The organism is Aidingimonas halophila, assembly GCF_900106955.1.
Classification (GTDB): domain Bacteria; phylum Pseudomonadota; class Gammaproteobacteria; order Pseudomonadales; family Halomonadaceae; genus Aidingimonas; species Aidingimonas halophila.
Genome location: NZ_FNNI01000001.1, coordinates 639808 through 664799, shown reverse-complemented (window position 1 = coordinate 664799; position 24992 = coordinate 639808). Strand labels below are relative to the sequence as shown.

At 58.8% G+C, this 24992-nt stretch carries 25 protein-coding genes; 15 read left to right on the top strand and 10 right to left on the bottom strand.

Annotated elements, in window-relative coordinates; all coding sequences use genetic code 11:
- Positions 1-12: 12 nt before the first annotated feature.
- The 4 genes from BLW01_RS03210 to BLW01_RS03195 all read right to left on the bottom strand — a co-directional run bounded on the left by BLW01_RS03210 (position 13) and on the right by BLW01_RS03195 (position 3402).
- On the bottom strand, positions 13-1491 hold the full coding sequence (locus BLW01_RS03210) for a PhnE/PtxC family ABC transporter permease (RefSeq protein ID WP_092568108.1): 1479 nt from the start codon (positions 1489-1491) through the stop codon (positions 13-15).
- A gap of 39 nt (positions 1492-1530) precedes the next feature.
- Entirely contained in the window at positions 1531-2190 is a 660-nt protein-coding gene (locus BLW01_RS03205) for an ATP-binding cassette domain-containing protein (protein WP_092568027.1), read from the bottom strand.
- Positions 2187-3050: a putative selenate ABC transporter substrate-binding protein gene (locus BLW01_RS03200; RefSeq protein ID WP_175529749.1), complete on the bottom strand. Its 864-nt coding sequence runs from the start codon at positions 3048-3050 to the stop codon at positions 2187-2189. Before BLW01_RS03200 ends, BLW01_RS03205 begins: the two co-directional genes overlap by 4 nt.
- Positions 3051-3135: 85 nt before the next feature.
- A complete protein-coding gene (locus BLW01_RS03195) occupies positions 3136-3402 on the bottom strand; it encodes an XRE family transcriptional regulator (protein WP_092568026.1) in 267 nt (88 codons plus the stop codon).
- A gap of 269 nt (positions 3403-3671) precedes the next feature.
- Between BLW01_RS03195 and BLW01_RS03190 the strand changes: the two genes are divergently transcribed.
- The 5 genes from BLW01_RS03190 to BLW01_RS03170 all read left to right on the top strand — a co-directional run bounded on the left by BLW01_RS03190 (position 3672) and on the right by BLW01_RS03170 (position 8998).
- A complete protein-coding gene (locus tag BLW01_RS03190; protein WP_092568025.1) occupies positions 3672-4634 on the top strand; it encodes a TAXI family TRAP transporter solute-binding subunit in 963 nt (320 codons plus the stop codon).
- A 30-nt stretch (positions 4635-4664) separates the two neighbouring features.
- Positions 4665-5204: a DUF1850 domain-containing protein gene (locus BLW01_RS03185; RefSeq protein ID WP_373293997.1), complete on the top strand. Its 540-nt coding sequence runs from the start codon at positions 4665-4667 to the stop codon at positions 5202-5204.
- A gap of 10 nt (positions 5205-5214) precedes the next feature.
- Positions 5215-7227 (top strand): TRAP transporter permease, encoded by a 2013-nt coding sequence (locus BLW01_RS03180; RefSeq protein WP_092568105.1) that lies wholly within the window; start codon positions 5215-5217, stop codon positions 7225-7227.
- A gap of 91 nt (positions 7228-7318) precedes the next feature.
- A complete protein-coding gene (purE, locus tag BLW01_RS03175; RefSeq protein WP_092568024.1) occupies positions 7319-7825 on the top strand; it encodes a 5-(carboxyamino)imidazole ribonucleotide mutase in 507 nt (168 codons plus the stop codon).
- 48 nt (positions 7826-7873) lie between these two features.
- Complete coding sequence (locus BLW01_RS03170) at positions 7874-8998, top strand: 5-(carboxyamino)imidazole ribonucleotide synthase (RefSeq protein WP_092568023.1); 1125 nt, start codon at positions 7874-7876, stop codon at positions 8996-8998.
- Positions 8999-9011: 13 nt separating this feature from the next.
- Here BLW01_RS03170 and BLW01_RS03165 read toward each other — a convergent pair whose 3' ends face one another.
- The gene (locus BLW01_RS03165) at positions 9012-9935 is read right to left on the bottom strand and encodes a LysR family transcriptional regulator (RefSeq protein ID WP_092568022.1); all 924 of its coding nucleotides are present in this window, start codon (positions 9933-9935) and stop codon (positions 9012-9014) included.
- 171 nt (positions 9936-10106) lie between these two features.
- Between BLW01_RS03165 and BLW01_RS03160 the strand changes: the two genes are divergently transcribed.
- Positions 10107-10961: a hypothetical protein gene (locus BLW01_RS03160; RefSeq protein WP_092568021.1), complete on the top strand. Its 855-nt coding sequence runs from the start codon at positions 10107-10109 to the stop codon at positions 10959-10961.
- Positions 10962-10967: 6 nt separating this feature from the next.
- Here the strand turns inward: BLW01_RS03160 and BLW01_RS03155 are convergent, their stop codons facing one another.
- Positions 10968-11762, bottom strand: coding sequence for a TraX family protein (locus BLW01_RS03155; protein ID WP_373293998.1), 795 nt, complete (start codon positions 11760-11762; stop codon positions 10968-10970).
- A gap of 45 nt (positions 11763-11807) precedes the next feature.
- A complete protein-coding gene (locus tag BLW01_RS03150) occupies positions 11808-12233 on the bottom strand; it encodes a gamma-glutamylcyclotransferase family protein (protein ID WP_175529748.1) in 426 nt (141 codons plus the stop codon).
- 86 nt (positions 12234-12319) lie between these two features.
- On the opposite strand from BLW01_RS03150, the gene BLW01_RS03145 reads away from it, so the two are divergent.
- From BLW01_RS03145 to BLW01_RS03105, 9 genes are all read left to right on the top strand, one after another.
- Positions 12320-13282 (top strand): LysR family transcriptional regulator, encoded by a 963-nt coding sequence (locus BLW01_RS03145; RefSeq protein ID WP_092568019.1) that lies wholly within the window; start codon positions 12320-12322, stop codon positions 13280-13282.
- Between the two features lie 181 nt (positions 13283-13463).
- On the top strand, positions 13464-13976 hold the full coding sequence (locus tag BLW01_RS03140; protein WP_092568018.1) for a TRAP transporter small permease subunit: 513 nt from the start codon (positions 13464-13466) through the stop codon (positions 13974-13976).
- The gene (locus BLW01_RS03135) at positions 13973-15298 is read left to right on the top strand and encodes a TRAP transporter large permease (RefSeq protein WP_092568017.1); all 1326 of its coding nucleotides are present in this window, start codon (positions 13973-13975) and stop codon (positions 15296-15298) included. Before BLW01_RS03140 ends, BLW01_RS03135 begins: the two co-directional genes overlap by 4 nt.
- Positions 15299-15409: 111 nt before the next feature.
- Positions 15410-16510, top strand: coding sequence for a TRAP transporter substrate-binding protein (locus BLW01_RS03130; RefSeq protein ID WP_229806321.1), 1101 nt, complete (start codon positions 15410-15412; stop codon positions 16508-16510).
- A gap of 86 nt (positions 16511-16596) precedes the next feature.
- Positions 16597-17553: a LysR family transcriptional regulator gene (locus BLW01_RS03125; protein ID WP_092568016.1), complete on the top strand. Its 957-nt coding sequence runs from the start codon at positions 16597-16599 to the stop codon at positions 17551-17553.
- Between the two features lie 188 nt (positions 17554-17741).
- A complete protein-coding gene (locus BLW01_RS03120) occupies positions 17742-19124 on the top strand; it encodes a glutamine synthetase family protein (protein ID WP_092568015.1) in 1383 nt (460 codons plus the stop codon).
- Positions 19125-19171: 47 nt separating this feature from the next.
- Complete coding sequence (locus BLW01_RS03115) at positions 19172-20557, top strand: aldehyde dehydrogenase family protein (protein WP_092568014.1); 1386 nt, start codon at positions 19172-19174, stop codon at positions 20555-20557.
- 73 nt (positions 20558-20630) lie between these two features.
- Entirely contained in the window at positions 20631-21815 is a 1185-nt protein-coding gene (locus tag BLW01_RS03110; protein ID WP_092568013.1) for an iron-containing alcohol dehydrogenase, read from the top strand.
- A gap of 44 nt (positions 21816-21859) precedes the next feature.
- Positions 21860-22579 carry a glutamine amidotransferase-related protein gene (locus BLW01_RS03105; protein ID WP_092568012.1) on the top strand — a complete coding sequence of 240 codons (720 nt, stop codon included), beginning with the start codon at positions 21860-21862 and terminating at the stop codon, positions 22577-22579.
- Between the two features lie 43 nt (positions 22580-22622).
- Here BLW01_RS03105 and BLW01_RS03100 read toward each other — a convergent pair whose 3' ends face one another.
- From BLW01_RS03100 to BLW01_RS03090, 3 genes are all read right to left on the bottom strand, one after another.
- Positions 22623-23396: a transporter substrate-binding domain-containing protein gene (locus tag BLW01_RS03100; protein ID WP_092568011.1), complete on the bottom strand. Its 774-nt coding sequence runs from the start codon at positions 23394-23396 to the stop codon at positions 22623-22625.
- A 153-nt stretch (positions 23397-23549) separates the two neighbouring features.
- Positions 23550-24281 carry an ABC transporter permease gene (locus tag BLW01_RS03095; protein ID WP_092568010.1) on the bottom strand — a complete coding sequence of 244 codons (732 nt, stop codon included), beginning with the start codon at positions 24279-24281 and terminating at the stop codon, positions 23550-23552.
- On the bottom strand, positions 24281-24985 hold the full coding sequence (locus BLW01_RS03090) for an ABC transporter permease (RefSeq protein ID WP_092568009.1): 705 nt from the start codon (positions 24983-24985) through the stop codon (positions 24281-24283). The genes BLW01_RS03095 and BLW01_RS03090 overlap by 1 nt, the downstream gene beginning before the upstream one ends.
- Between the last annotated feature and the right edge of the window lie 7 nt (positions 24986-24992).

Here is a 24992-nt window from a genome sequence, read left to right as displayed (position 1 = left end):
GGGCAGGGGCTTTCAACAACCCTGCCGGCTATTGGCACGGTAGCGGAGCCGGAGTCTGGCGCGCAGATGGCGGGCCAGGCTGTCGATGCCGATATTGAGCAGGGCCGTGATCAGGATCAGCACCAATGCACGGTCGATGCGAATTTCCTGAATGGCACTATCGATATAGAAGCCAAGCGTGGCGACACCGAGGATGCCCAGTATCGCCGTCTCTCGCATGATGATCTCCCAACGATAGAACAGTAATGCAAGGAATGGCCCGTAAAGCCGAGGCACGACTTCATACGCATAGCGTTCCACGCCGTGAGGGGCGTCGGGGCGTAGCCTCAAGGTGTTGCTTCGTTGACCGATCAGATGGCCGATGATACCGCCGTTGTGGATTGCCAGTGCAACGACGGCGGGTAGCATCGACGGGCCCCAAAGCTGCAACAGAATGAAAGCCAGCAGGTATTCCGGCGTGGAGCGGAGAATGACCAGTACCATATGTCCCGCCGTGCCGGAGAGTCGCCGGGTGAAATGGCTTGAGACCAGAGGAAAGAGCAGCAGAGCCAGGGCGCCGGTCAGTACCAGGGCGATTTGTGTCAGTAATAGGGTATTGAGGATGCCGGGCAGCGCTTGGTCGGTCAGCAGATCCCCTAACCAGGGGCCCAACCCAGCGATCCCTTCGCCCGACCGTATCGGGGCGGGAATCACATCCTGAGTCAAGAAACGACTGACGTTGCTCCAGGCGATGGGGAGCCCTGACCCCAGCAAAAAGGGGGCTGCCATCAGGTATAGCGGCAACAACCGTGGGCGTACCCATAGCTTGAGAGTGGCTATCAAGACGTAGAAGATCAGCAGCAGGGCACCGACACTGCTGTAATGCCCTTGGGCGAATGAGGATTCGAGATAGTAGCCGAGTGTCGGCATGCCGATGAACCCAAGCACCGCACTGGAACGCAGGCCGCATTCCAGGCGGTAGGCCGTGTAGCTGACCAGGTGGGACCAGGCTAGCGGCAGCCGGGTATAGAGCAGAGTCGACAGGCGTCCGCTGCTTGCAGGGAGCGCATGGGCCGGTTCGGGGTCGGTTTCATCGAGAATTTCGGCATAGACCTTGGCAAAGATACCGGCATAGGGAATGGCAATGGCCAGGACGCCGGTCAAGGGGTGCAGGCCGAAGCACTGCAGGAACAGCAGCGCCCAGAAAAGTTCATGCACGGCGCGAATGATGGCGCAGCCCGCGCGAATCACGCGATGGCGAAAGCACAGCGCCAGCATGAATCCGCCGCCGGCGCCCAGCGCCACTCCGACGAAGGCGAAGGCCAGCGTGCGGATTACGGCCTTTCCGAGATAATCCACGGCGGCGAAATCGGGCGTGACCACCCCCAGCGCGAGACGTCCCAGCTCCTGCCAGGGGTTGGATGTGCTGATCTGGAGGTCGGCGAATAGCAGGCAGACGAACGCAACGAGTACAAATGCCAGACTGAGCCGTATGCTGGCAGACTGCCTCATCACCGACCCTCCCATAGGCTCATGTCGTAGCACAGCGGGTCACGATGCATACAGTGGAAGTACATCGCTGGTGGCCAAGCGTCGACTGGGCTGGTCCAGGGCGATGGTGCCCTGATCAATGCCGATGACGCGATCACAGAAGCGCAGGGCCAATTCGACATCATGCATGGCGAGGACGGCAGTGTCATAGGTCTCGGTCAGTGCTGTCATGGCCGCAGCCGCCTGAGGTCCATCGAGCGAGGAGACCGGCTCGTCAGCGAGCAGCACCGAGCCTGCCTGGTAGAGAGCGCGAGCGGCGGCAATCCGCTGTCGTTGACCGCCGGACAGTTCACCGGCACGGTTCCAGCACTTGTCGGCGATCTCCAACCGTTCGAGCAACGGAAAGATGGCGTCGATATCGCGTCGAAACGGTCGAGCGAGCGTGATCAGGTTGTGATGGATCGAGTGCCGTGGCAGGCCGCCCATGTAGACGTTGTGAAACGTCGACAACGTATCGACCAATCCCAGCTGCTGCGGAATCAACGCAGCGTTCCGGTGTCGCCAGTGTGAGTACATGAGATGCAGAAGCGTTGATTTGCCGGCACCGCTCTTGCCGACCAACGCCACTCGCTCGCCCGGAGAGAGCGTCAGGCTCAATGGGCCGAGAACCCGACCCTCTCCATAGTCGGCGACAACCTCATGCAATGTCAGCGATGTCACGGATCGAGGAGTCCCAGCTCGTTGCCGACCTCCTTGATGACGGCGTAATCATCATTGTCAGCCTTGATGAATCCTTCACGGGGGAAGCTTTCAAGCAGGTCGGGGTCGTCCATCGTCAGTAACGCTTGCTGTACTTGCTCGGTGAAACCGTCACCGAAGCGGTCATCGATGTCGCCGCGAATCGTCCACTGGTAATCCGGGTAACGCGGCGTTTTCCATATCACGCGGACCGCGTCGGTATCGATCTCGCCCGCTTCGACCTCATTCTCCCAGACGGCATAGTTGACTGCGCCGAGCTGATAGGCACCGGATGCCACCAGCGAAATGGTGCGACTGTGATTGCCGCTGAAACCGACCCGCGAAAACGTCTCCTCGGGTGGTTCGCCGAAATGCTCGCGCAGGTAGTACTCCGGCATCAGGCGACCCGATGTCGAACTCTTGGAACCGAACGTCAAGCTCAGGTCGCGCATCTCGTCGCTGAGCCCGGCATCGGTCTCCAGGCGAGTGTCCTCGTTGGCGATGATATAGGTCCTGAACTCCGTGTCTTCGACCCCTTGGGCGATAGCCCGTGACCCGGGGACGCGTTCTCGCGCTTGCACACCGGACAAGCCTCCGAACCAGGCTAGCTGAACCTGGTCATTACGGAACGCTGTCACGGCTGCCGAGTACGACTTGACCGGTACGAATCGCACGTCATGATCGAGTTCATCGGTCAGGTAGTCGGCGACTTTCTGGAACCGCTTCTGCAGACGGGTTTCGTCTTCATCGGGGATTGCCGTGAATACGAAAGGTTCCGCACTGGCAACCGGCGTTACCAGCAACAGGGTGGCGCCAAGAAGCCACATCAAACGATGCGTCATGAAGATATCCCTGGATCATCCTGAGTAGCTAAGTGTGGTATGACGCCAAGAATATCAAAAAGTCCCCGGACAGTCGGCTAACGTATCAATCGACGTCGATGGTCTCTCGCAAGGTTTTCAGTTCATCGATGGTGAATTGTTCGACACGACCGGACAGCAGGTCACTGAGTTTCTGTGGTGAAATGCCCATACGGTGGGCAATATCTCGATTGGGTCGTTCGGATAGGGCGATGCGGCGGGTGATGATGCGCATCAGACGGGTTCGTTTTTCCAGCTCTCTAACGTCCAGGTCGGGGGCCGTTCTAGTGCTCTCGAGGGCCTCCCAACCGGTCATTAATCGCGCAGTGCTCATGGGGCTCCGTCGATCTCGGTTGTCACGCTAGTAGCATGCAAGTTTTTTGCTCGCTCTTCCAGTCCTGCGAGTGATTTTGATCGATGATATTTGTTAATGCTCGCTACGTAGGGCTCCCGCCAGTATTTCGGCCGCTGACAATGCGCCAAAGGTAGGACAAGTGTGAAAAAGGCGTTGTGGCAGATCAGTGGCTTGGCGTGCTAGCTTTCTTCTCGCAGACAGACGTATGAGATAACAAGTTGGTCAATGACCTCACACAGGAGAACTTCATGCGAACTCTAAAGTACGCCCTGGCCGCGTCGCTGTTGGTGACAGCACCGGCCGCATTCGCGCAGCAAACATTGTCCATCGCCACTGGCGGTACGGGTGGTGTCTATTATCCCTTGGGCGGCGGTTTGGCCGAAATGATCAGCGAGCACATCGAGGGTTATGAAGCCTCTGCCGAAGTGACAGGGGCATCGGTCGAGAACATGGGCTTGATCATGCGCAATGAGGCGGATATTGCCTTTGCGTTGGCCGATACCGTCCATCAGGCATATATGGGAGAGGACGATTTCGAAGGCCGTCAGGTCGAGAATACGCGAGCCTTGGCTTCTGTATATCCCAATGCCGTACAACTGGTCACGCTGGCCGATTCCGACATCGAGTCACTTTCCGACCTGGAAGGACAGCGTGTCTCGGTAGGCGCGCCGGGCAGCGGAACCGAACTCAATGCGCGTGCCGTGCTCGAGTCGAACGGCCTGACCTATGACGACATGAACGTACAGCGCCTGAACTTCAACGAAACGGCCGATGCCATTCGTGACGGGGATATCGACGCTGGTTTCTGGAGTGTCGGCCCACCCACCAGTTCCATCATGAACCTGGCGTCCACACGGGACATCCGCTTGATCAGCCTCACCGATGAGGAGATCGAGAATGCGCAGGAGGACGAACCGGTCTTTGCCCCCTATGAGTTGAAGGCGGAAACTTACGAGGGGGTCGATGAGGCCGTACAGACCATCGGCATCCCGAATGTCCTGGTCGTCAATGCCGATATGGATGAGCAACTGGCCTACGATGTCACCAAAATGCTCTTCGAGCGTATTGATGAGCTGATCGACGTGCACCCCGCTGCCGAGAACACGACAGTCGAGTTCAGCATGGAGTCCACGCCGGTGCCGTTCCATCCCGGATCGATTCGCTATTACGAGGAGATCGACGCAGAGATTCCCGATGATCTGCGCCCCTGAGCCAGGCATTCATGATGATGTGTCATCGTCATGACGACAATGCCTGACACCGTCGTTTCGGGGCGGGCAGCAATGCCCGCCCTGTTACGTTACTGCCTTTGGTGTATCTTGTTGGCCGGAATGTCGTCGCTGACGCTTCCCGCCGCCGCGGGCGAGGTCGTACCCGCCAACCTCGAGGCCATCGATCAAGAGGGTAACATCCTGGTGTCGATACCGATCATGCCCGGTGGCCGATGGTGCCTGGGATGGAACCATTCCGTGGAAGGGTTCGAAGTGCGGGATTGCTATCGCTATCGAGAAGGAAAAATGATGCTCGAACGTAGCCATCAGCCGGACTTCGCTGCCGGTCTCGATCATATTCCGGGGCGCGGTGAACAGGTCTCCGATGGTCGGGGCGGGTATTGGATCGAGCATATCGACGAGCCCGTGCCAGGCAACCGTTATACCTTGCGTGTCGGATCGTCCGACGTGAATCATCGCCTGCTATGGGGTACGCAACAGTTCAGTCTGAGTGCGGTTGCGGCCCATGAGCGTGTGACCTTGAGACTGCACAAGCCCGACAATGTCTGACGAGGACCCCATGAACGAATCCACGACACCGCCCGTGAAAATGCCGGGAGGTGATGCCATACAGCCACGTCCGATTCTATGGCTGATAACGCTAGTGGCTGTCTGCCTATCGCTTTTCCAGCTTTACTCCGCAGGCATCCAGACGCTCGGTCTGTTCTATCAACGCAGCATCCACCTTGCCCTGATCATGATGCTGGCGTTTCTGATGTTCCCCGTCTTCGGTGCCAAGCACAAACGAGGGCCGGTGGGCGCGGTGATCGATGTCATTTTCTTCGCCGGTGCCGTTATCACTGGTGGCTATCTGGTCTTGTACCTGGATGAAATCATCAATCGGGCCGGTTTCTGGACTCAGACCGATATCTGGGTCGCCATGATTGCCACCGTCACCGTGCTCGAGGCGAGTCGGCGCGCCGTCGGGCTGGGGATGACGATTATCGGTCTTCTGGCGATCGGTTATGCCTTTGCCGGACCGCGCGGGGAGCTGCCCTGGCTGACCCAGTTCCTGCCGGGCATTCTGGAACATCGCGGCTATACTCTGGAACGTGTTGCCGGCCAGCTTTACCTGGGACAGGAAGGCATCTTTGGTTTGCCGATGGGAGTGGCGGCGACCTACATCTTCACCTTCGTGCTGTTCGGCGCGTTTCTGGAAAGTACGGGGGCCGGCAAGTTCTTCATTGACCTGGCCTATGCGGCGACAGGTCGCCAGCGTGGCGGTCCTGCCAAGGCGGCCGTGCTGGCATCCGCCGGCATGGGGTCGATTTCCGGTAGCGCCATTGCCAATGTGGTGACCACCGGAGCGTTTACCATTCCCTTGATGAAGCGGCTGGGGTATCGGCCGCATCAGGCGGGCGGTATCGAGGCGGCAGCCAGTACCGGCGGACAGATTACGCCGCCGCTGATGGGGGCGGGGGCCTTTCTGATTGCCGAGTACACCAAGATGCCTTACCTGGAAGTGGTCAAGGTAAGCATTCTGCCCGCCATCATGTATTTCGCCACCGTCTATCTGTTCGTGCACATCATTGCCTTGAAGCAGGGCATGCAGGGCATGACGCGCGCGGAATTGCCGCAAGTGCGCGACGTGATGCGCAGTGGCTGGCACTTCCTGCTGCCCTTGGCCGTGTTGATCTGGCTGCTGGCAATCAGTCTGTCGCCAACGCGGGTAGGGTTCTATGCGATCCTGACGATCGTACTGGTAGCCGTGTTGCGCTATACCTACTGGTTTTTCTTCATCGCTCCCCAACAAGGCCAGCACGTGACTGCCGACAAGGTTCGGGAGACGATTCGCGCCGGACTGCTCAAGCTGGTCGAAAGCCTGGAGCTCGGGGCACGCAATGCCGTTGCCGTTTCCATGGCATGTGCCGTGGCAGGCATCATCGTGGGGGTCGTCGGTCTGACCGGTCTGGGGCTGAAGTTCTCCTCGATGATGCTGGCCTTCTCCGGAGGCAATATCGTGCTGGCGTTGTTGATGGTGCTGCTGGCCAGTCTCGTCCTGGGGATGGGCTTGCCGGTCACGGCGAGCTACATCGTCCTGATCGTCCTGGTCGGGCCGGCATTGACCAATGAGTTCGGTATTCCTCTGCTGATCGCGCATCTGGTGGTGTTCTGGTACTCCCAGGACTCCAATGTGACGCCACCTATCGCCCTGGCCGGTTTTGCGGGGGCGGCCATCGCCGGCAGCAAGCCCATGGAGACCAGTTTCCAGGCGTGGAAGTTTGCCAAGGGGCTCTACCTGATCCCGCTGTTCATGGTCTTCAACCCCGAAATCATCGTCGGCGGGCCGGTGCTCCTGGTGATCTGGAATGCCGTGATCGCGATCGCCGCATTGCTATCGTTCGCTGCCAGCCTCGAGGGCTATTTGTTCACCCGCATGATGTGGCCCACACGGATTCTGCTGGCGACCGCCACGGTTGGTGTGTTCTATCCGAGCCCGATGACGGAAGTCGCCGGAGTGGTCGTCATTGCACTGTTGGTGACAGGCAACTGGCTGAGTCATCGTCGCAGCGCGACGGCTGTCGAGCACTGACGACACTTGTTCGATTGGTCAAGATGACGGCGCCCTCGGGCGCCGTTAGAATACCCGCCTTTCGTTGTGCATCACGAAGTGAGGAAAGGCCATGCAAACGTCTACTGAGCCACCCCGGGTCGGAGTGATCATGGGGTCGAAGTCCGATTGGCCGGTGATGAAACATGCCGTCGACATGCTCGAGCGTCTGGGAGTGGTGTATGAGACGAAAGTGGTCTCGGCTCACCGTACGCCTGATCTCCTGTTCGATTATGCCAAGAGCGCCGCGGACCGCGGCATTCAGGTCATCATTGCCGGTGCGGGAGGCGCCGCCCACCTGCCTGGCATGGTGGCGTCGCAAACGCCGTTGCCGGTGCTTGGCGTGCCGGTGGAATCCAAGTCGCTCAAGGGGTTGGACTCGCTCCTGTCCATCGCTCAGATGCCGGGAGGCGTTGCCGTGGGGACACTGGCCATAGGCAAGGCCGGCGCCACCAATGCCGGCTTGCTGGCGGCGCAGATCCTGTCGCTCAGTGACGAAAGTGTCCGGGACGCTGTTGCGGCGTATCGCCGTGCTCAGACACAGAAGGTGCTCGATAATCCCGATCCGCATGACGAGTGATATCCTTTTCACAGCCATATGACCCATCATTCTTTTCGGGAGGCAGGCATGAATATCGGTGTGTTGGGCGCTGGCCAACTCGGGCGGATGTTGGCCCTGGCGGGATACCCGCTGGCCGATCGTTTCGTTTTTCTGGATCCCGCTGGCAAGCCGAGCGCGGGCATTGGTGAGATACTCGTGTTTTCCGGCGAAGCCAGCGACGAGGATGTCCTCGATGATTTCCTGTCCCGTGTCGATGTGGTGACTTACGAGTTCGAACATCTGCCGGTGGATCTGGTGCAGGCCGTCGAACGTCGAAAACCGGTCTATCCCAACAGCCATGCGCTTCATGTGTGTCAGAACCGTGCCGAGGAGAAGGCACTGTTCGATCGACTGTCGATTCCTACCCCTGCTTACCGCCTGGTGTCGAGCCCCGTAGAACTGGCATCAGCCGTCCGCGAGCTGGGGGCGCCGGTGGTTGCCAAATCGATCACCGAGGGGTACGACGGCAAGGGACAGGCTGTTTTGCATGACGCTGAAGAGGCCGCGGCGGCTTGGCAGACGATCGGCCATGAGCGTCTGATCGTCGAGGCGTTCGTCGATTTCGTGCGCGAGGTGTCGATCATCGCCGTGCGTGGACGCGATGGCCGGGTTGCTTTCTACCCCATGGCCGAGAACGTGCATGTCGAGGGTATCCTCCGCTACTCGCTCGCCCCGATGCCGAATTTGGAACCGCAGGTGCAGCAAACGGCAGATGGCTATATCAGGGCGCTGCTTGATGAACTCGACTATGTCGGTGTGCTGGCGCTCGAGCTCTTCCAGACTCGTGATGGACGGTTGCTCGCCAATGAAATGGCTCCGCGCGTACACAATTCCGGCCATTGGACCCTGGATGGCGCCGTCACCAGCCAGTTCGAGAATCATCTGCGTGCCATTCAGGGATTGCCGCTAGGGTCGACCGAAGCACGACAACCCACCTGCATGGTCAATGTCATCGGCAGCGAGGGTGAGGCGGCCGAGATTCTTGCCATCGACGATGCCCACTTGCATCGCTATGGCAAGAGCGAACGGCCTGGCCGTAAGCTCGGACATGTCAATCTGCTCGCCAGTTCGCACGACGAATTGCTCGGTAAGGTACGGGACTGCGCCTCGCGGCTTCCCGAGGCGCCTGAGCCGAGATTCAGCTTCGAGTAGGTATCCCCGAGCGTTACTGGATCTGCCGTCCGGCATCGCTGAGCAGACGTCTCAGCCAGCGATGCGAGGGCGAGTGGTGGGTTCGGTCGTGCCAGAGTTGATAAAAACGCATGGGGGGAAAATCGATCGGGGAGGGCAGGATCGTGAGCCCGAGCTGCCGAGCATAGAAGCGTGCGAAGTGGCGGCTGGTGGTAAAAATCAGGTCGGTGTCCTTCAGCAGATGCGGCGCCAGGTTGAATGATTGGGCCTCGACGACTTCACGGCGCTCGATACGCAGGTTGGCCAGCCGACGATCAATCACGCCGCGCTGATTGCGGGAATAGGGCAGCGGGACGATGTGCCCGGCGTTGAGATAATCCTCGTAGGTAATGCCTGTGCTGGCCAGCGGATGGTGTGAAGCTACCAGGCAGACGATCTCGTCTTCGAGTAGCATCGACAAGTGCATCCGTTCCGGTGGTTCCGGCCAGTTGCCGATCACGATGTCCATGTCTCCTTCGGCCAGAGCCGTTTCGAAGTCATAGTCCGGTCCCAGGGCATGTATCGACAGCCGTGCGTTGGGGGCTTCCCGACGGAAGCGCTGGGAAGCCGTCGCCATGAAAATGGGCGCCAGGTAGTCCGGAGCGCCCAGGCGATACGTATGTCGACTCGCTGAAGGGTCGAACTCCCCCGGCTGTTGTGTCAGTTGATCGATGGCAGCCAGGGCGCTGCGTGCATGTGGCAGCAATTGCAGTGCCCGTTCCGTAGGTACCATGCCGCCTTTCTCCCGCACCAACAGTTCGTCGCCAAAGATACCTCTCAGTTTTTTCAACGCCGCACTGACTGCGGGTTGGGACTGCTGCATGCGAATGGCCGTACGGGAAACACTGCGCTCATCAAGCAACAGCGTCAGCACGCGTAGCAGGTAAGTATCCAGTGGATCCTGGCGTTTCTGGGACATGATTGCCTCGTGAATCAGATGGGTAAATCGCCGGGCCGTATATCGTTTTGGTTATGCAGACTATCAGGGACTATCGGTTTTCATCTGTTCTGGTGTCTCTAGACTGATTTATCGAGTCGATTTTGTATACAGAACGTCTCGAATACAACGACAAGAGCTGGAGACAATGCAATGAAACCGAGTCCCAAGGCCGTAATGACAGCCTCCCTATTTTCCGTAGCCACCGTCGTTCCGGCGGTTCAGGCCGCTGATTGGAGCGATACGTCGATCGGCTATCGATACGGTACCGAATTCACCGAACCCGGCATTGAGGAGGATGTGGAGAAACACATTCTCAGTCTGACCCACGTCAGTGGATATTCGTTGGGCCAGAACTTCTTCAACCTCGACATGCTGCAATCGGGTAGCAATGATCCGACGACTTTCGGTGGGGATACCGGGGCAACTGAAGCCTATCTGGCCTATCGACATCAGCTGCATTATGGCGGCGTCTTCGACGAACCACTGTCATTCGGACCGGTGGGCGATGTCGCTCTGACCGCTGGGTTCGATCTCAATACCAAGAATACCGATTTTTCGCCACGTAAGCGTCAGCTTCTGGTGGGGCCGACGCTCAAGTTCGATCTGCCGCGCGGTTTTCTGGACGTGAGCCTGCTGTACAGTCATGAATGGAATCATTGCGGCCTCGATTTTTGTGGCCCGGACAACGATGTCGAGTTCGATCCTTACGCCCAGTTGAACATTGCTTGGGGGGTGCCGTTCGAGGCCGGCGCGATTCCTCTGAAGTTCCAGGGCTTTTACAACTACAACACCGAGAAGGGTGAGGATGCGGGCGGTAGTGAGACCGACGATGAGCAGTTGCTCCGCACCTCATTGATGCTGGACGTCGGCGACCTGGCGTGGAACGAGGGAGATCAGTTCCTGGCCGGGGTCGGCTACGAGATGTGGCGCAACAAGTTCGGCAATGCCGATGGTCCGGGCATCGATACCGATGCCGCCACTTTCAATCTGGAATGGCATTTCTGACAGCGCCTAACCCGGCCAATTGACGATCATGGCGATCGCCGCGAAATGGGCCGGGTACCAGGCGAGCCAGAGACGCCGGGGCATCTTGATCGGCACGCCGGGAATCAGACGTGCGGCCCCGGCAGCCAGAAGCAGGATGCAAAGACAGGTTCCCACCGTGAATGATTTGGCCATGTCGGTCGTGTTCATCTGACCGGCCACGAGCAAGACCGGCATGGCGGCCATGGCTGCCCCGAAACGTTCTGTGAAGCTGGTGCCTGCGCGGTGAAGATGATGCATGGCCAGCATGTAGAGCGGAATCAACAGCAAGCCATGATGGCCGTATTCGACCCAATTTCCGAGGACGTACCAAGCCCCGAAGGATAGCACTACCAGCAACACGCCTCGTGGGTCGGGGCGCGGCGCGGTTTCCAGTTGACGAATCACCCGTTCCAGTAACGTTCCCCAGGCCAATCCGGCCGCCAGTGTAAAACAGATGTTGAGGACGAAGGCATCCGATGGCCTCGGCATCAACATATATGGCAATTGAGCAATCAGTCCGATGACCAGGATTCGTCGGGCATAACGCAGCGGGTTACGTGTATTGAACAGGCCGTGCCAGGCGACCATGGCCGCAAACAGCGGCATGGCGATGCGACCGATGGAAGCACCGGCCCAGGCGGTGTCCCAGCTGTATGGCAGTACATAACGGGTGACATGATCGGTGGTCATGGTCATCAAGGCCAGCCACTGGCCCCAACCGGTCCAATGCGAAGAGGGGCGCATGGCGGAAAGTGTGGCACTGGCCGTTGCCTTCATCATTACCTCATCCGTTGGTTCATGTTCATTTTCGCCACAGCACCTCACTCATTCATCGTGGGGTTGCAGCATGGATCGGGGCCGGTAGCGTGTGTCGTCATAGATTGACATGGCCCGACTCTTGACGTCGCTCACCGCTACGGGTGACTTCAGATACCCCCAGACGGTCCGGATATTTCCTCGACCGTCGGTGACGGTGAGTCGTTGGCGGCGATAACCGTCGGTTTCATGGACACCTTCGAAGCGATCAAGTTCGCGTAGTGTCGCGGTGTCGACGCGGAACAGTTCTCCATGAACGCGATGCCCCTTTCCCCGGTTATCGATCATTACGGGGGTGTAGCGGCCGCCGTGCAGTTTGAGAGGAAAGGCGTTGCATGTCTTGGCAACATCGACGAACTCGGCCCTGTTCATGTAGGGGCTATGATTCGGAAAGCCACGTTTCAGTGTCCCGTAGATGAACATCAGATAGGTCATTGTCTGGGATTCTCCTAGCATCAGGAATTGTCGGGTATGCTTACACGACACCGTTGTGCCGCCGGACCACGGCTCGGGAGACGATCATGACACGCAGTGCTTACGGCTTCGATCTGCGTAGTATGGAAATCTTCGTCGAAACCCTGGAGCGAGGCAGTCAGACCGCTGCCGCGAATGCCTTGGGGCTTAAACAGTCGACCGTATCGCAAAGCCTCTCCAACCTCGAAGCGGCTCTCGGTGTCACCTTGCTCAAGCGCCAATCCCGCCCTCTGGAGCCGACCGGTGCCGGCCGTTTCTTCTACGACCGTGCCAAACGACTGCTGGGTGAAGCCCGTTCGACACGCCGCGAACTGATGTCCCAGACTTTCGGTCGCCTGCATCAAGTGCGTGTCGCCATGGTCGACTCGCTGGCAACGGCGGTCGGACAACCGTTGATCGAGGCAATCAAGCGGCATACCGATGATTACACCCTGACAACCGGCCTGTCGCATATGCATGGCCACTCGTTGTTGACACGGCATGTCGATATCATCATTTCCGATGACCGCCTGGAAAACTACGATGGTCTGGAACGACATCCGATCCTGGGTGAACCCTTCGTGCTGGTATTGCCTTCCGCCTGGGATGGGCCGGTGGACAATCTTCGCTGGCTGGCCCGTCATCTGGATTTCGTGCGTTATACCCCGCAGTCGCTGATTGGGCAGAGCATCGAGCGTCACCTGCGACTCCATCAATTCGAACTTCCGGTTCGGCTACACCTCGATAATACCTTCGCGGTCTTGAGTCTGGTCAATGCCGGCGCCGGCTGGACCATCACTACGCCGCTGTGTCTGTATCAGGCCGGGCTGGAGCACCTCGATGTTCGGGTCGTCGAGCTACCGACATCGCCTTTGCGACGTGAATTGACCCTGGTGTCACGCCGAGATGAGCTCGGGAATCTGCCGAGCCAACTCGCCCGGGAGAGCCGACGTTTGCTGGAACGTCACTTCCGTCGGTCGTTGGGGGACACGATCCCGGAGTTGGCACGACATATCGACATCACGCATTGAGCTTCCCGTCACCGCGTCGAGTTGGTGAATACCATTCGCTCGACGCGCCGATACAGTGCGCTATCGATAAAATCGATACTTCTGCTGTCGTTGATAGCGATGTTTTTTGCGCTTTTCCTCATCCGCTGCTCACACTTGCCAAGCGACTGACCAGAACGACGACAGGGATAATAACAAGACGATGCCAAAACCGATCCGATACTATGTACGCTATGTCGATGCGTTCAACCGGCGTGTCGGCCGCCTCATCACGTACCTGATTTTCGTGATGATCGGGGTCCTGCTGATTTCATCCATTGCGCGAACGGCTTTCAATAGCCCGATGAATTGGGTGGTGGAACTGTCCCAGTTCATGATGGTGGCTTACTTTCTGGTCGGCGGCGCCTATTCCATGCAGATGGGTGCTCACGTCCGCATGGATCTGCTCTATGGACGGATGAGCCTGCGCCGACGTGCTGCACTGGATGTCGTTACCATCCTTTTCCTGATTGTCTTTCTGGTGACCCTTCTGTTGGGGGGGATCTCCAGTACCCAATATGCATTGCAATACGGTGAACGCAGTTATTCCTCCTGGGCACCGCCTCTGGCACCGATCAAGATCATCATGACGTTCGGCATCGTCCTGATGTTGCTGCAGTCGTTCTCCACGCTGTTCAAGGATCTGGCCACCGCCCGTGGGGAGGAGTGGTCATGAGTTATCAAATGATCGCGCTCACCATGTTCTCCTCCATGATGGTGTTGCTGCTGACCGGTCAACGCGTCTTCGGTGTCATTGGTTTCGTTGGAGCGGCTTCGGCCTTGCTGCTCTGGGGTGATGGCGGTGTGGAGATGCCGTTCAACGCCAGTTTTCAATTGATGAGCTGGTATCCACTGCTGACCCTGCCGCTGTTTATCTTCATGGGTTACATGCTCTCGGAGTCGGGCATCGCCTCCGATCTTTACGACATGTTCCACGTCTGGATGGGATCGCTGAAAGGTGGGTTGGCGGTCGGCACCATCGGCTTGATGGTGGTGGTGTCGGCCATGAACGGATTGAGTGTGGCCGGTATGGCGATCGGCGCGAGCATTGCGCTACCGGAACTCTTGAGACGGGGTTATGACAAGATCATGGTAACCGGTGTCGTCCAGGCGGGGAGTTCGCTGGGCATCCTGGTACCACCGAGCGTTGTGCTGGTGCTTTACGGCATGATTGCTCGGCAGCCTGTCGGCAAGTTATGGCTGGCGGGGGCGCTTCCCGGCCTGCTGCTCGCTTCCCTGTTCATCCTGTATATCGTGGTGCGTTGCCGTCTCCAGCCCCATCTGGCGCCTCCCTTGCCCAAGGAGGAGCGTCAACATACCACCCGCGAGAAACTGCTGCTGTTGCGTGCCGGTATCCTGCCGTTGCTGATCTTCTTTGCCATGACCGGACTGTTCATCATGGGCGTGACCAGCCTGGTGGAAAGTTCGGCGGTCGGCGCAACGTCAGCGATTCTGGCAGCCTGGTTCAAGAAGCGACTGACCCGTGAAGTGCTCCAGAACACGATGCACAAGACGCTGGGCATCACTTGCATGTTCATGTGGATCATTCTGGCCGCGCTGTGTTTTGGGGCGGTATTCGACGGGCTGGGTGCGGTTCGTGCCATAGAGGCGTTATTCCTCGATCGGATCGGCATGGGCCCGTGGGAAGTTCTGTTGATGATGCAGCTCTCCTACATCCTGATGGGGATGTTTCTGGACGATACCGCGATGCTGGTGATTGTGGCGCCGCTGTACGTGCCGCTGGTGATCAGTTTGGGATTCGACCCTGTCTGGTATGGCGTGCTTTATACGATTACCGTCCAGATCGCCTACATGACGCCCCCGTTCGGCTACAACCTTTTCCTCATGCGCGCCATGGCGCCGCCGGAGATCTCACTCGGTGACATCTACCGCAGTGTCTGGCCGTTCGTCGCCATCATGATTGTCGGCCTGGGGCTGGTCACGGCGTTTCCGCAAATTGCCATGTGGCTGCCGGAAACGTTCTATGGGGCGCGATAGTGGCGATTTCTCGAATTCACTCACCAACCAGGAGGAGGAACAGCAACGCTGGAATCACTGCAATGACGATCATTTGACTCACCCATACGGATACAACGCGGGAGTGACATCATGTCCAACAACAACAAACCCAAAGATCAAAAGCGACCGATGGACAACAATCGACGCCATTTCCTCAAGACGGCCGGTTATGCCACCGCCGCCGGTGTCGGTGCTGCTACCTTCCCGGCACCCTATGTGCATGCGCAATCGAACGAGCCGATTCGCTGGCGGCTGCAGACTTATGCGGGTCCTTCCCTGGCAGAGCATGTCATCAAGCCATCGATCGATGCCTTCAACAAGGCTGCCAACGGCGAAATGGAGATCGAACTCTATTACTCGGACCAACTGGTTCCCACCAGTGAACTGTTCCGTGCCATGCAGCGCGGTACCATCGATGCGGTGCAAAGTGACGATGACTCGATCAATGCGCCGGTGGATGTTTCGGTCTTCGGTGGCTATTTTCCGTTCGCTTCACGTTACAGCCTGGATGTGCCGACCCTGTTTCACCACTACGGCCTCAAGGAGATATGGGAAGAAGCGTACGGCGAGGTGGATAACGTCACCTGGCTGGGTTCCGGGTCGTGGGATCCCTGCAACTTCGTGACACGCGATCCCATCCGCAGTATCGAGGATCTCGATGGCCAGCGGGTCTTCACCTTCCCGACGGCAGGACGTTTTCTCGAACGATTCGGTGTCGTGCCGGTGACGCTGCCCTGGGAGGATATCGAAGTCGCCATGCAGACCGGTGAACTCGATGGCATCGCCTGGGCCGGTATCACCGAGGCTTACACCGTCGGTTGGGCCGATGTCAGCAACTACTACCTCACCAACAACATTTCCGGTGCCTGGTCGGGGTCGTATTTCGCCAATACCGAACGCTGGGAAGAGCTTCCCGAGCATCTCAAGACGCTGTTCAAACTATGCATGGACAGTTCCCACTATTATCGACAGCACTGGTACTGGTGGGGAGAGGCGCACTACCGCACCACCGGCGGTAAACTCGAATTGACATCGATTCCCGAAGAGGAGTGGCAGACCATCGAGGATGAAGCGCTCTCTTTCTGGGATGAGATTGCCGAGGAAAGCGAACGCAGTGCCAAGCTGGTACAGATTCTCAAGGATTATCGCCAAACCATGCAGGATGCCGGTCCGCCGTACCGCTATAGCTGATCGTTATCCGGACTGCCGGCCGGGGACCGTCTCCCCGGTTCCGGCGGATACCGGAGCCGATTCCTGACTCAAACCGGGAGCCTGCAATGCGTAGCGGTTTCGGCTTCGACCTGCGGAGCCTGGAAATCTTCGTCGAAACGCTGGAGCGTGGTAGCCAGACGGCTGCGGCCGAGAGCCTGGGTCTCAAGCAGTCTTCGGTCTCGCAGAGCCTGGCCAACCTCGAGGAGGCGTTGGGTATCTGCCTGTTGGACAGGCATGCCCGACCCATGGAGGCCACGAGCGCCGGCCGTTTTTTCTATGACCGTGCCAAGCATTTGCTTAAGGAGGCCCGAGCCACGCGTCGTGAAGTGGTGTCAGGACGATTCGGGCGTTTGCATCAGGTGCGCATGGCGCTGGTCGATTCCCTGGCAACGGCCGTAGGCAAGCCGTTGATCGACGTCATCAAGCGCCATACGCACGATTACACCGTGACCACCGGGCTGTCACACATGCATGGCCATTCGCTGCTGACTCGGCATGTGGACATCATCATCTCCGACGACCGGCTGGAAAACTACGATGGCCTGGAACGTCATCCCGTGCTGGGCGAGCCGTTCGTGCTGGTGCTTCCTGCCGACTGGAGCGGCCCGAAGGACAATCTGCGCTGGTTGACCCGGCAATTGGATTTCGTCCGCTACACGCCGCAGTCGTTGATCGGACAGAGTATTGAACGCCATCTACGTGTCAATCAACTGGAACTGCCGGCACGGCTGCATCTGGATAACACCTACGCCGTCCTGGGGTTGGTCAGTGCCGGCGCCGGCTGGACTATCACCACTCCCTTGTGTCTCTACCAGGCCGGATTGGCACGACTGAACGTACAGATCGTCCCCATGCCGACTCCGCCATTGCGGCGTGAATTGACGTTGGTCGCTCGGCGCGATGAGTTGGGGGGCCTGTCATCGCAATTGGCCCGCGACAGCCGTCGCTTGCTGGACCGTCACTACCGCAGTGAAGTGAAGCACTACCTGCCATGGGTACAGGAGGAGATCGTCACGGAATAGTGAAGTGACAGCGTAGTCAACCGGACAGTATCGGCGATTCCGATAGCCGGATTGTCAGCCAGGGCGATGCTGTTTGCACCCGACTGACGGCCGACTGACACTGCAATGGATGGACCTGACATGCCGTCGGCGCGAACGGCCATCCATGACGACAAACAATGACAAGAGTCATGAACGAGGGGAGTTCGATGAGCCGAATGCAAGCACGAGACATCAAGACAGCGGACGACGCTCGACGCATCGTCGAGGAGCGCGGGCTGAGTCATGTCAAAGTGGGCATGTTCGATATCGACGGCGTGATGCTGGGCAAATACATGCGACGCGACAAATTCTTCGCGGCGCTGGAAAGCGGCTTTTCCTTCTGTGACGTGGTGCTGGGTTGGGACAGCAAGGACGAGCTCTATGACAATGTGTCGTTCACGGGGTGGCATACCGGCTATCCCGATGCCCCTCTGACCATCGTGCCTGACAGTTGCCGTGACCTGCCCAGCGAAGGCGAGGATATGTTGCTGTTTCTGGCCGAGTTCGACGGGCCGGCCAGCGACATCTGTCCCAGAGGGCTATTGAAGCGTGTATTGGCCAGAGCGCGCGAGATGGGCTTCGAGGTCTGCGGGTCTCTGGAGTATGAGTTCTTCATGTTCCAGGAAACGCCGGAGTCCATCCGGGAAAAAGGCTTTCGTGATCTGAAGCCTCTGACACCCGACATGATGGGCTACTCGATGCTGCGCAGTTCCGTGCATAGCGAGCTCTATCATGAACTGCTGGCGTTGTCCGAAGCCATGGACTTTCCCATCGAGGGGCTGCATACCGAGACCGGGCCGGGCGTACTCGAAGCGGCGATCGCCGTGGATGATGCGCTGGCCGCCGGAGACAAGGGCGCCTTGTTCAAGACATTCACCAAGGTATGGGCACAACGCCGGGGTCTGATGGCGACGTTCATGGCCAAGTGGTCCCCGGATTACCCCGGCCAGAGTGGCCATATTCATCTGTCACTGCGTGATATCGCCTCCGGCAAATCGGCATTCTTCGATCCCGAAGGACCGTATCGGATGAGCGCGATACAGCGCCACTTCGTCGCCGGCCAGCAGAAGTTGATGCCGGAGTGGTTGGCCATGTTCGCACCGACCATCAATAGCTATACGCGGTTGATCCCCGGTTTCTGGGCGCCGACCGATGCGACCTGGGGAGTGGAAAACCGCACGACGGCCCTGCGTGTCATACCGGGTAGCGATAAATCGCAACGGGTCGAGTATCGCCTGGGGAGTGCCGATGCCAATCCTTACCTGGCACTGTCAGCCGCGATCGCTGCTGGCCTTTGTGGCATCGAACAACGGCTTGAGCCCGATGCACAGGTCAAGGGGAATGCGTATGAACTTGACCATCCCGAACATCAGGCACTGCCACGAACCCTATGGGACGCTGCCCAGCGCCTGAAAGCCTCCAGCGAGGCCCGTCAGTGGCTTGGTGATGCCTTCGTGGAGCATTTCGCCGCTACCCGTGAGTGGGAAGAACGGCAGTTCCGCCGCGCTATCACCGACTGGGAGCTGGATCGCTATTTCGAGATCATTTGACGACGAGCCATGAGCATCGGGCCGTGAGCCGAAGAGAGGAACAGTCGATGGCAATACAACAGACGGTGTCTCCAGTGGATGGGTCGGTTTATGTGGAGCGGAAACTGGCCGAGCCGGCGACGATCGATACGGTGCTGGAACGGGCGGTCACCGCGCAACGTCAGTGGCGGAACACGTCGATCATCGAGCGGGCACGGTTGTGTGCGGCGATGGTCGATGCGTTCGTGGCGCGACGCGATGTGCTCACCGAGGAATTGACCTGGCAGATGGGGCGTCCGATCAGCGCCGGTGGCGGGGAAATCGGTGGGTTCGAGGAGCGCGCGAGAGGCATGATCGCGTTGGCCGAAGAGGCGCTGGCACCGATCCGTCTTGCCGACAAGCCGGGCTTCACTCGTTACATAACGCGTGAACCGCTGGGAGTCTCATTGATCGTCGCACCCTGGAATTTCCCGTTCATGACGGCGGTCAATGCCATCGTGCCGGCTATCATGGCGGGTAATAGCGTGGTATTGAAGCACTCGGCGCAGACGCCACTTTGCGCGGAACGCATTCAGCAGGCGTTCGAGGAGGCCGGACTGCCGGATGGTGTTTTCCAGTATCTGCATATGTCTCACGATGCCACGGAAGCGGTGATTCGTGATTCCCGCATCGCCCATGTGTCCTTTACCGGTTCGGTCGCGGGCGGGGCCATGGTCGAGCGCAATGCGGCGGGGCGTTTCATTGCGACCGGCCTGGAACTGGGCGGCAAGGATCCCGCCTACATCCGTGCCGATGTGAATCTCGATGACGCCGTTCCCGGTGTCATGGATGGTGCCTTTTTCAACTCCGGACAGAGTTGTTGCGGCATCGAACGGATTTATGTCCATCGCGACATTTTCGGGGCGTTCGTCGAGCGGGCGGTTGCCTGGGTCAAACAGTTGAAGCTGGGCTCGCCGACCGATCCCGACACGAGCCTGGGTCCTCTGGTCAGACCTGCGGCGGCGGATTTCGTCAGAGGGCAGGTGGAAGAGGCCGTAGCGGCTGGCGCCCAGGCCTGGATCGATCCCGGCGAGTACCTGCTGTCGGTCCCCGGGAGCGCCTATCTTGCACCGCAGGTACTGACCGGAGTCGACCATTCGATGCGGGTGATGACCGAAGAGAGTTTCGGTCCAGTCGTGGGCATCATGCCGGTCGGCTCGGACGATGAAGCCGTTGAACTCATGAACGACAGTGTGTTCGGGCTGACGGCGGCGGTATTCACGCGGGATATCGCCATTGGCGAGGCGCTGGCGACCCGGCTCGATGCCGGCACCGTGTTTACCAACCGGTGCGATTACCTGGATCCGGAATTGGCCTGGACCGGGGTCAAACACTCGGGACGAGGCTGCTCGCTGTCCCGGATCGGTTACGAGACCCTGACACGGCCAAAATCATTCCATCTGAAACATGCGTGACGCTATGGGCCATCACCGAAGGACCTGTGAAGGCTTACGGCTCCGGACTTGTCACTTTGCGAACGAGGTCATCATGAGTCACAACGATCTGTCCCGTTTCACCATGGCCTGGAATTATCCGGCGCCGATGCTGACTGGCGTGGGACGTATTCGGGCACTGCCGACGTCATGTGAGTCCCTGGGAATGCGGGCACCGCTACTGGTAACCGACCCGGGACTGGCAGCCATGCCAATGGTTCAATCCTGTGTCTCGGCCTGCCGGGAAGCGGGATTGAAGGTCGATATCTTCAGCGATATCAAAGGCAATCCGACCGGCAGGAATGTTGCCGATGGCGTGCAGGCCTACCGCGAGGGCGACCACGATGGTGTCATTGCTTTCGGTGGGGGATCGGGACTGGATGCCGCCAAGGCCGTCGCCTTGATGGCCCGTCAGCGTGACGATTTGTCATTATGGTCGATGGAGGATGTCGGAGATAACTGGAAGCAGGCCGATGGTGAGGCCATTCCTCCCATCGTGGCTGTACCCACGACGGCGGGGACCGGTTCGGAAGTCGGTCGTGCCTCGGTCATTACCGATGAGGAAGCCCATGTCAAACGCATCATATTTCATCCTGGCATGGTACCGGCATCGGTCATCCTCGATCCGGAATTGACGCAAGGAATGCCGGCCTGGCTGACAGCCGCCACCGGCATGGACGCCTTGTCGCACTGTCTCGAAGCCTGGTGTTCGCCGCTGTATCACCCCATGGCCGAGGGGATTGCCGTCGAGGGCATTCGACGTGTACGTGACTTCCTGCCCCGGGCCTACAGCCATGGAGACGATCTGGAGGCACGGATGCACATGCTGGTGGCATCGAGCATGGGGGCGACCGCCTTCCAGCGTGGTCTGGGCGGGATGCACGCACTGGCTCATCCCTTGGGCGCTCTGTACGACGCCCACCATGGCACGCTCAATGCCATCCTGATGCCCTACGTGTTGCGTGCCAATGAGCGTGTCATCGGCGAGCCGATGGTTCGGCTCGGTCGTTACCTGGATCTGCGACAGCCGGGGATCGGTGCGGTGATCGACTGGGTGCTCGACCTGCGTGAACGTCTGGCCATTCCTCATACGTTGGCTGATATCGGGATCGATACCCAGCGGGCAGAACGTGTCGGCCGCATGGCGGTAGCGGACCCGTCATCGGGCACCAACCCGATTGCATTCGATGCCGAGCAGTATGCCGGTATCTTTACGCGCGCCGTCGAAGGACAACTGTAGTCGGAGCCCGCCTGACGTGGCGTGCACAGAGGAGGGATTCACCGATGAACATAGGGCTGTTGCAGTGCGATGATGTTGCCCCCGAGTTGCGCGACATTCATGGCAACTATCCTGAGATGTTCGAGCGCTTGTTCACCTCGGTGGATCCGACGCTGAGTTTTCGTGTCTGGCGTTGCCTGGATGGCGAGATCCCGGAAGATATCGAGGCGGTCGACGCCTGGCTGACCACGGGCTCCAAGTTTGGCGTCAATGATGGTGACCCCTGGATCGACGCACTGGGCGACTTCATTCGCAGGCTGTGGCAGGCGGAAAAGACATTCGTCGGTATCTGCTTCGGGCACCAGTTGATGGCCAAGGCGCTGGGGGGAGAAGTGATCAAGAGCCCCAAGGGGTGGGGAGTGGGGATGTCATTCAACCGCGTGATGGGTCGCGCGGATTGGATGGATCCCTGGCAAGAGGGGCTCGATCTGATCGTCAGTCACCAGGACCAGGTGATCGCGCTGCCTGAACAGGCGAATGTATTGGCCGAGAGTGAATTCTGTCCCTATTACCTGATGCAGGTCGGCGAGCACTTTCTGGGCGTACAGGGCCACCCGGAGTTCGCCAAGCCTTACTCGGCGGATCTGATGACATTGCGACAGGCGACCCTTGGCGCGAATCGTGTCCGGGAAGGGTTGGCCTCTCTCCATGCGCCGGTCGACGATCAATTGATGGTGCGCTGGATCCTCAATTTCATGCGGCGCTCGATACAGGCGCGACAGTGAAGGCGGGACCGGCCCTGATCGATAATCAGGGCCGGTGAGGGCATCACATGGAGAAGTACTTGTCGTAAATCTCGTCGTAGGTGCCGTTTTCCCGGAGAGTTTCCAGCGCCTCGTTGAACTGCTCCGCCAACGCTTCGTCACGCTTGCGGAAGGCGATACCGAAACCGTCCCCGAAGTACTCCTTGGGTTCGGTGATCATGTCGCCAATGACCTGATAGTCGTAATCGTCATTGTCGATCAATGTCGCCTTGCCGACCGGGAAGTCCAGGAACGCGATATCGGCACGTTCGGACTCCATGTCGAGCACCAGGTCCTCGGCAGTGTCGTAGCGGTTGATATCGGCCACGTCACCGTACATGTCGGTCGCATAGTTATCCTGCAGGGTCCCGCGCTGTACGCCGATGGTGAAGTCTTCCAGGCCCTCTTCCGAGACGTCCTCGATCTCCGAGTCGGAGGGGACGAACCAGGCCGAGGGCGGCGTGATGTACGGATCGGAGAACAGAACCTGTTCACGGCGATCGTCGTTGATGGTCATCGACGACATGATGGCATCGTATTTGCGCGACTGTAGCCCGGGGATGATGCCGTCCCAGCCCTGTACGATCCATTCGCACTCGATACCGATTTCCTCGCACAAGGCATTGCCCAGATCGATATCGAAACCGGTCAGTTCACCGTCCGCATCGCGGTATTCCATGGGCTCGTAAGGGACGTCGACACCGAAGCGCACGGTATCGTAGTCGCGTGCCTGTACAGTGGTGCTGGCCGTCATGGCTACGGCGGCACCGACCATGGTGAGAGTCAAGAGTCTATTCATGGGTATGAGTCCCCTAGCTTATTGTTTGGAAACTGTATGCACAGTCTCATCGTGGCATGGTTGACCTGTCCAAGTTATCGCACCCGGGACCAGGTCGAAAGAGGAAACATGCCTGAAATTCGCCATGTTTCCAACGCTCGTTTGACGCCTGTATCACTGCTCCACGGGTTTCAGGTGAGCCAGCATTCGTTTTTCCAGATATCTGAAGAGATAGAGAATGGCGAATGTCACACACAGATAAATGGCCGCGACGAACAGGAAGGCGTCGAATGGGGCGTAGTAGCGCGCATAGATGAAGCGTGCCGCCCCGGTCAGATCCATTATGGTGACCACACTGGCGATCGCGCTGGCATGAAGCATGAAAATGACCTCATTGCCATAGGCGGGTAATGCTCGACGAAACGCGCTTGGCAGAATGATACGTCGCATCATCAATCGTTGAGACATGCCGTAGGCGCGCGCCGCCTCGATCTCGCCACGCGGGGTCGCCTTGATGGCGCCACGAAAGATTTCCGTCGTGTAGGCGGCCGTATTGAGCGTGAAAGCAATCAGGGCCGGCACGAATGGGTCTTCGAGAAACACCCAGAGCCAGGTTTCCTGAATGCCCTCGAAGAATACGACGCCGTAATAGATCAGATAGAGCTGGATCAGCAGCGGTGTCCCCCGGAATACGTAGGTATAGAGGAAAATCGGCAAGCTGATCCAGCGGCGCCTCGAACTCCGGCCGATGGCGAGTGGAACGGCCATGACCAGCCCGATGACCAGGGAAAGAAACACCAACTGTACGGTTGTGACCAGTCCGCTGCCATAGTACCCCAATGTCTGGGCATTGAAGATCGTGTTGTCGGCCAGCAGTGCGGTGAACCAATCGATGAGTGCCTGCATCAGTCTGCCTCCCCGAAGCCGACGCTATAGCGCTTCTGAAGCCTGGCGAAACCCCATTCCGACACGGTGGCGATGGCGAGATAGACGGCGCCGACGATCAGCATGAAGGTGAAGGGCTCACGAGTGGCTTTCGACGCTTCGGATGCGATGCGAACCATGTCTGACAAGCCGATCACCGAGACGAGTGCCGTGGTCTTGAGCAGGACCATCCAGTTGTTGGAGAGCCCCGGTAATGCATGACGCATCATTTGGGGGAAGCGAACGCGCTTGAAGACCAGCCAGTTGGTCATGCCGTACGCACGGGCGGCCTCGATCTGACCGTATTCGACCGCCATGAAGGCGCCACGAAAGGTTTCCCCCATGTAGGCACCGAAGATCAGCCCAATCGTCAGTACGCCGGCAATGAACTCATTGATATTGATGAAGATATCAATGTCGAACTGGTAATAGAGCCAGTCAGTGAATACGTTGACGCCCATCTGGCCACCGAAGAACAGCAGCAGCATCAATACCAGATCGGGGATGCCGCGTATGACGGTCGTATACAGTGTACCCAGTCGATGGAGGAACCAGCTGCGGGACATCTTGGCGCTGGCAGTGAGTAGTCCCAGCACGACGGACAGAATCAGGGACAGAATCGCCACTTCGAGAGTGACAAGGGCTCCTTCCGCCAGGCGGGGACCGTAGCCATGTAGGTCGATCATTGCTGAA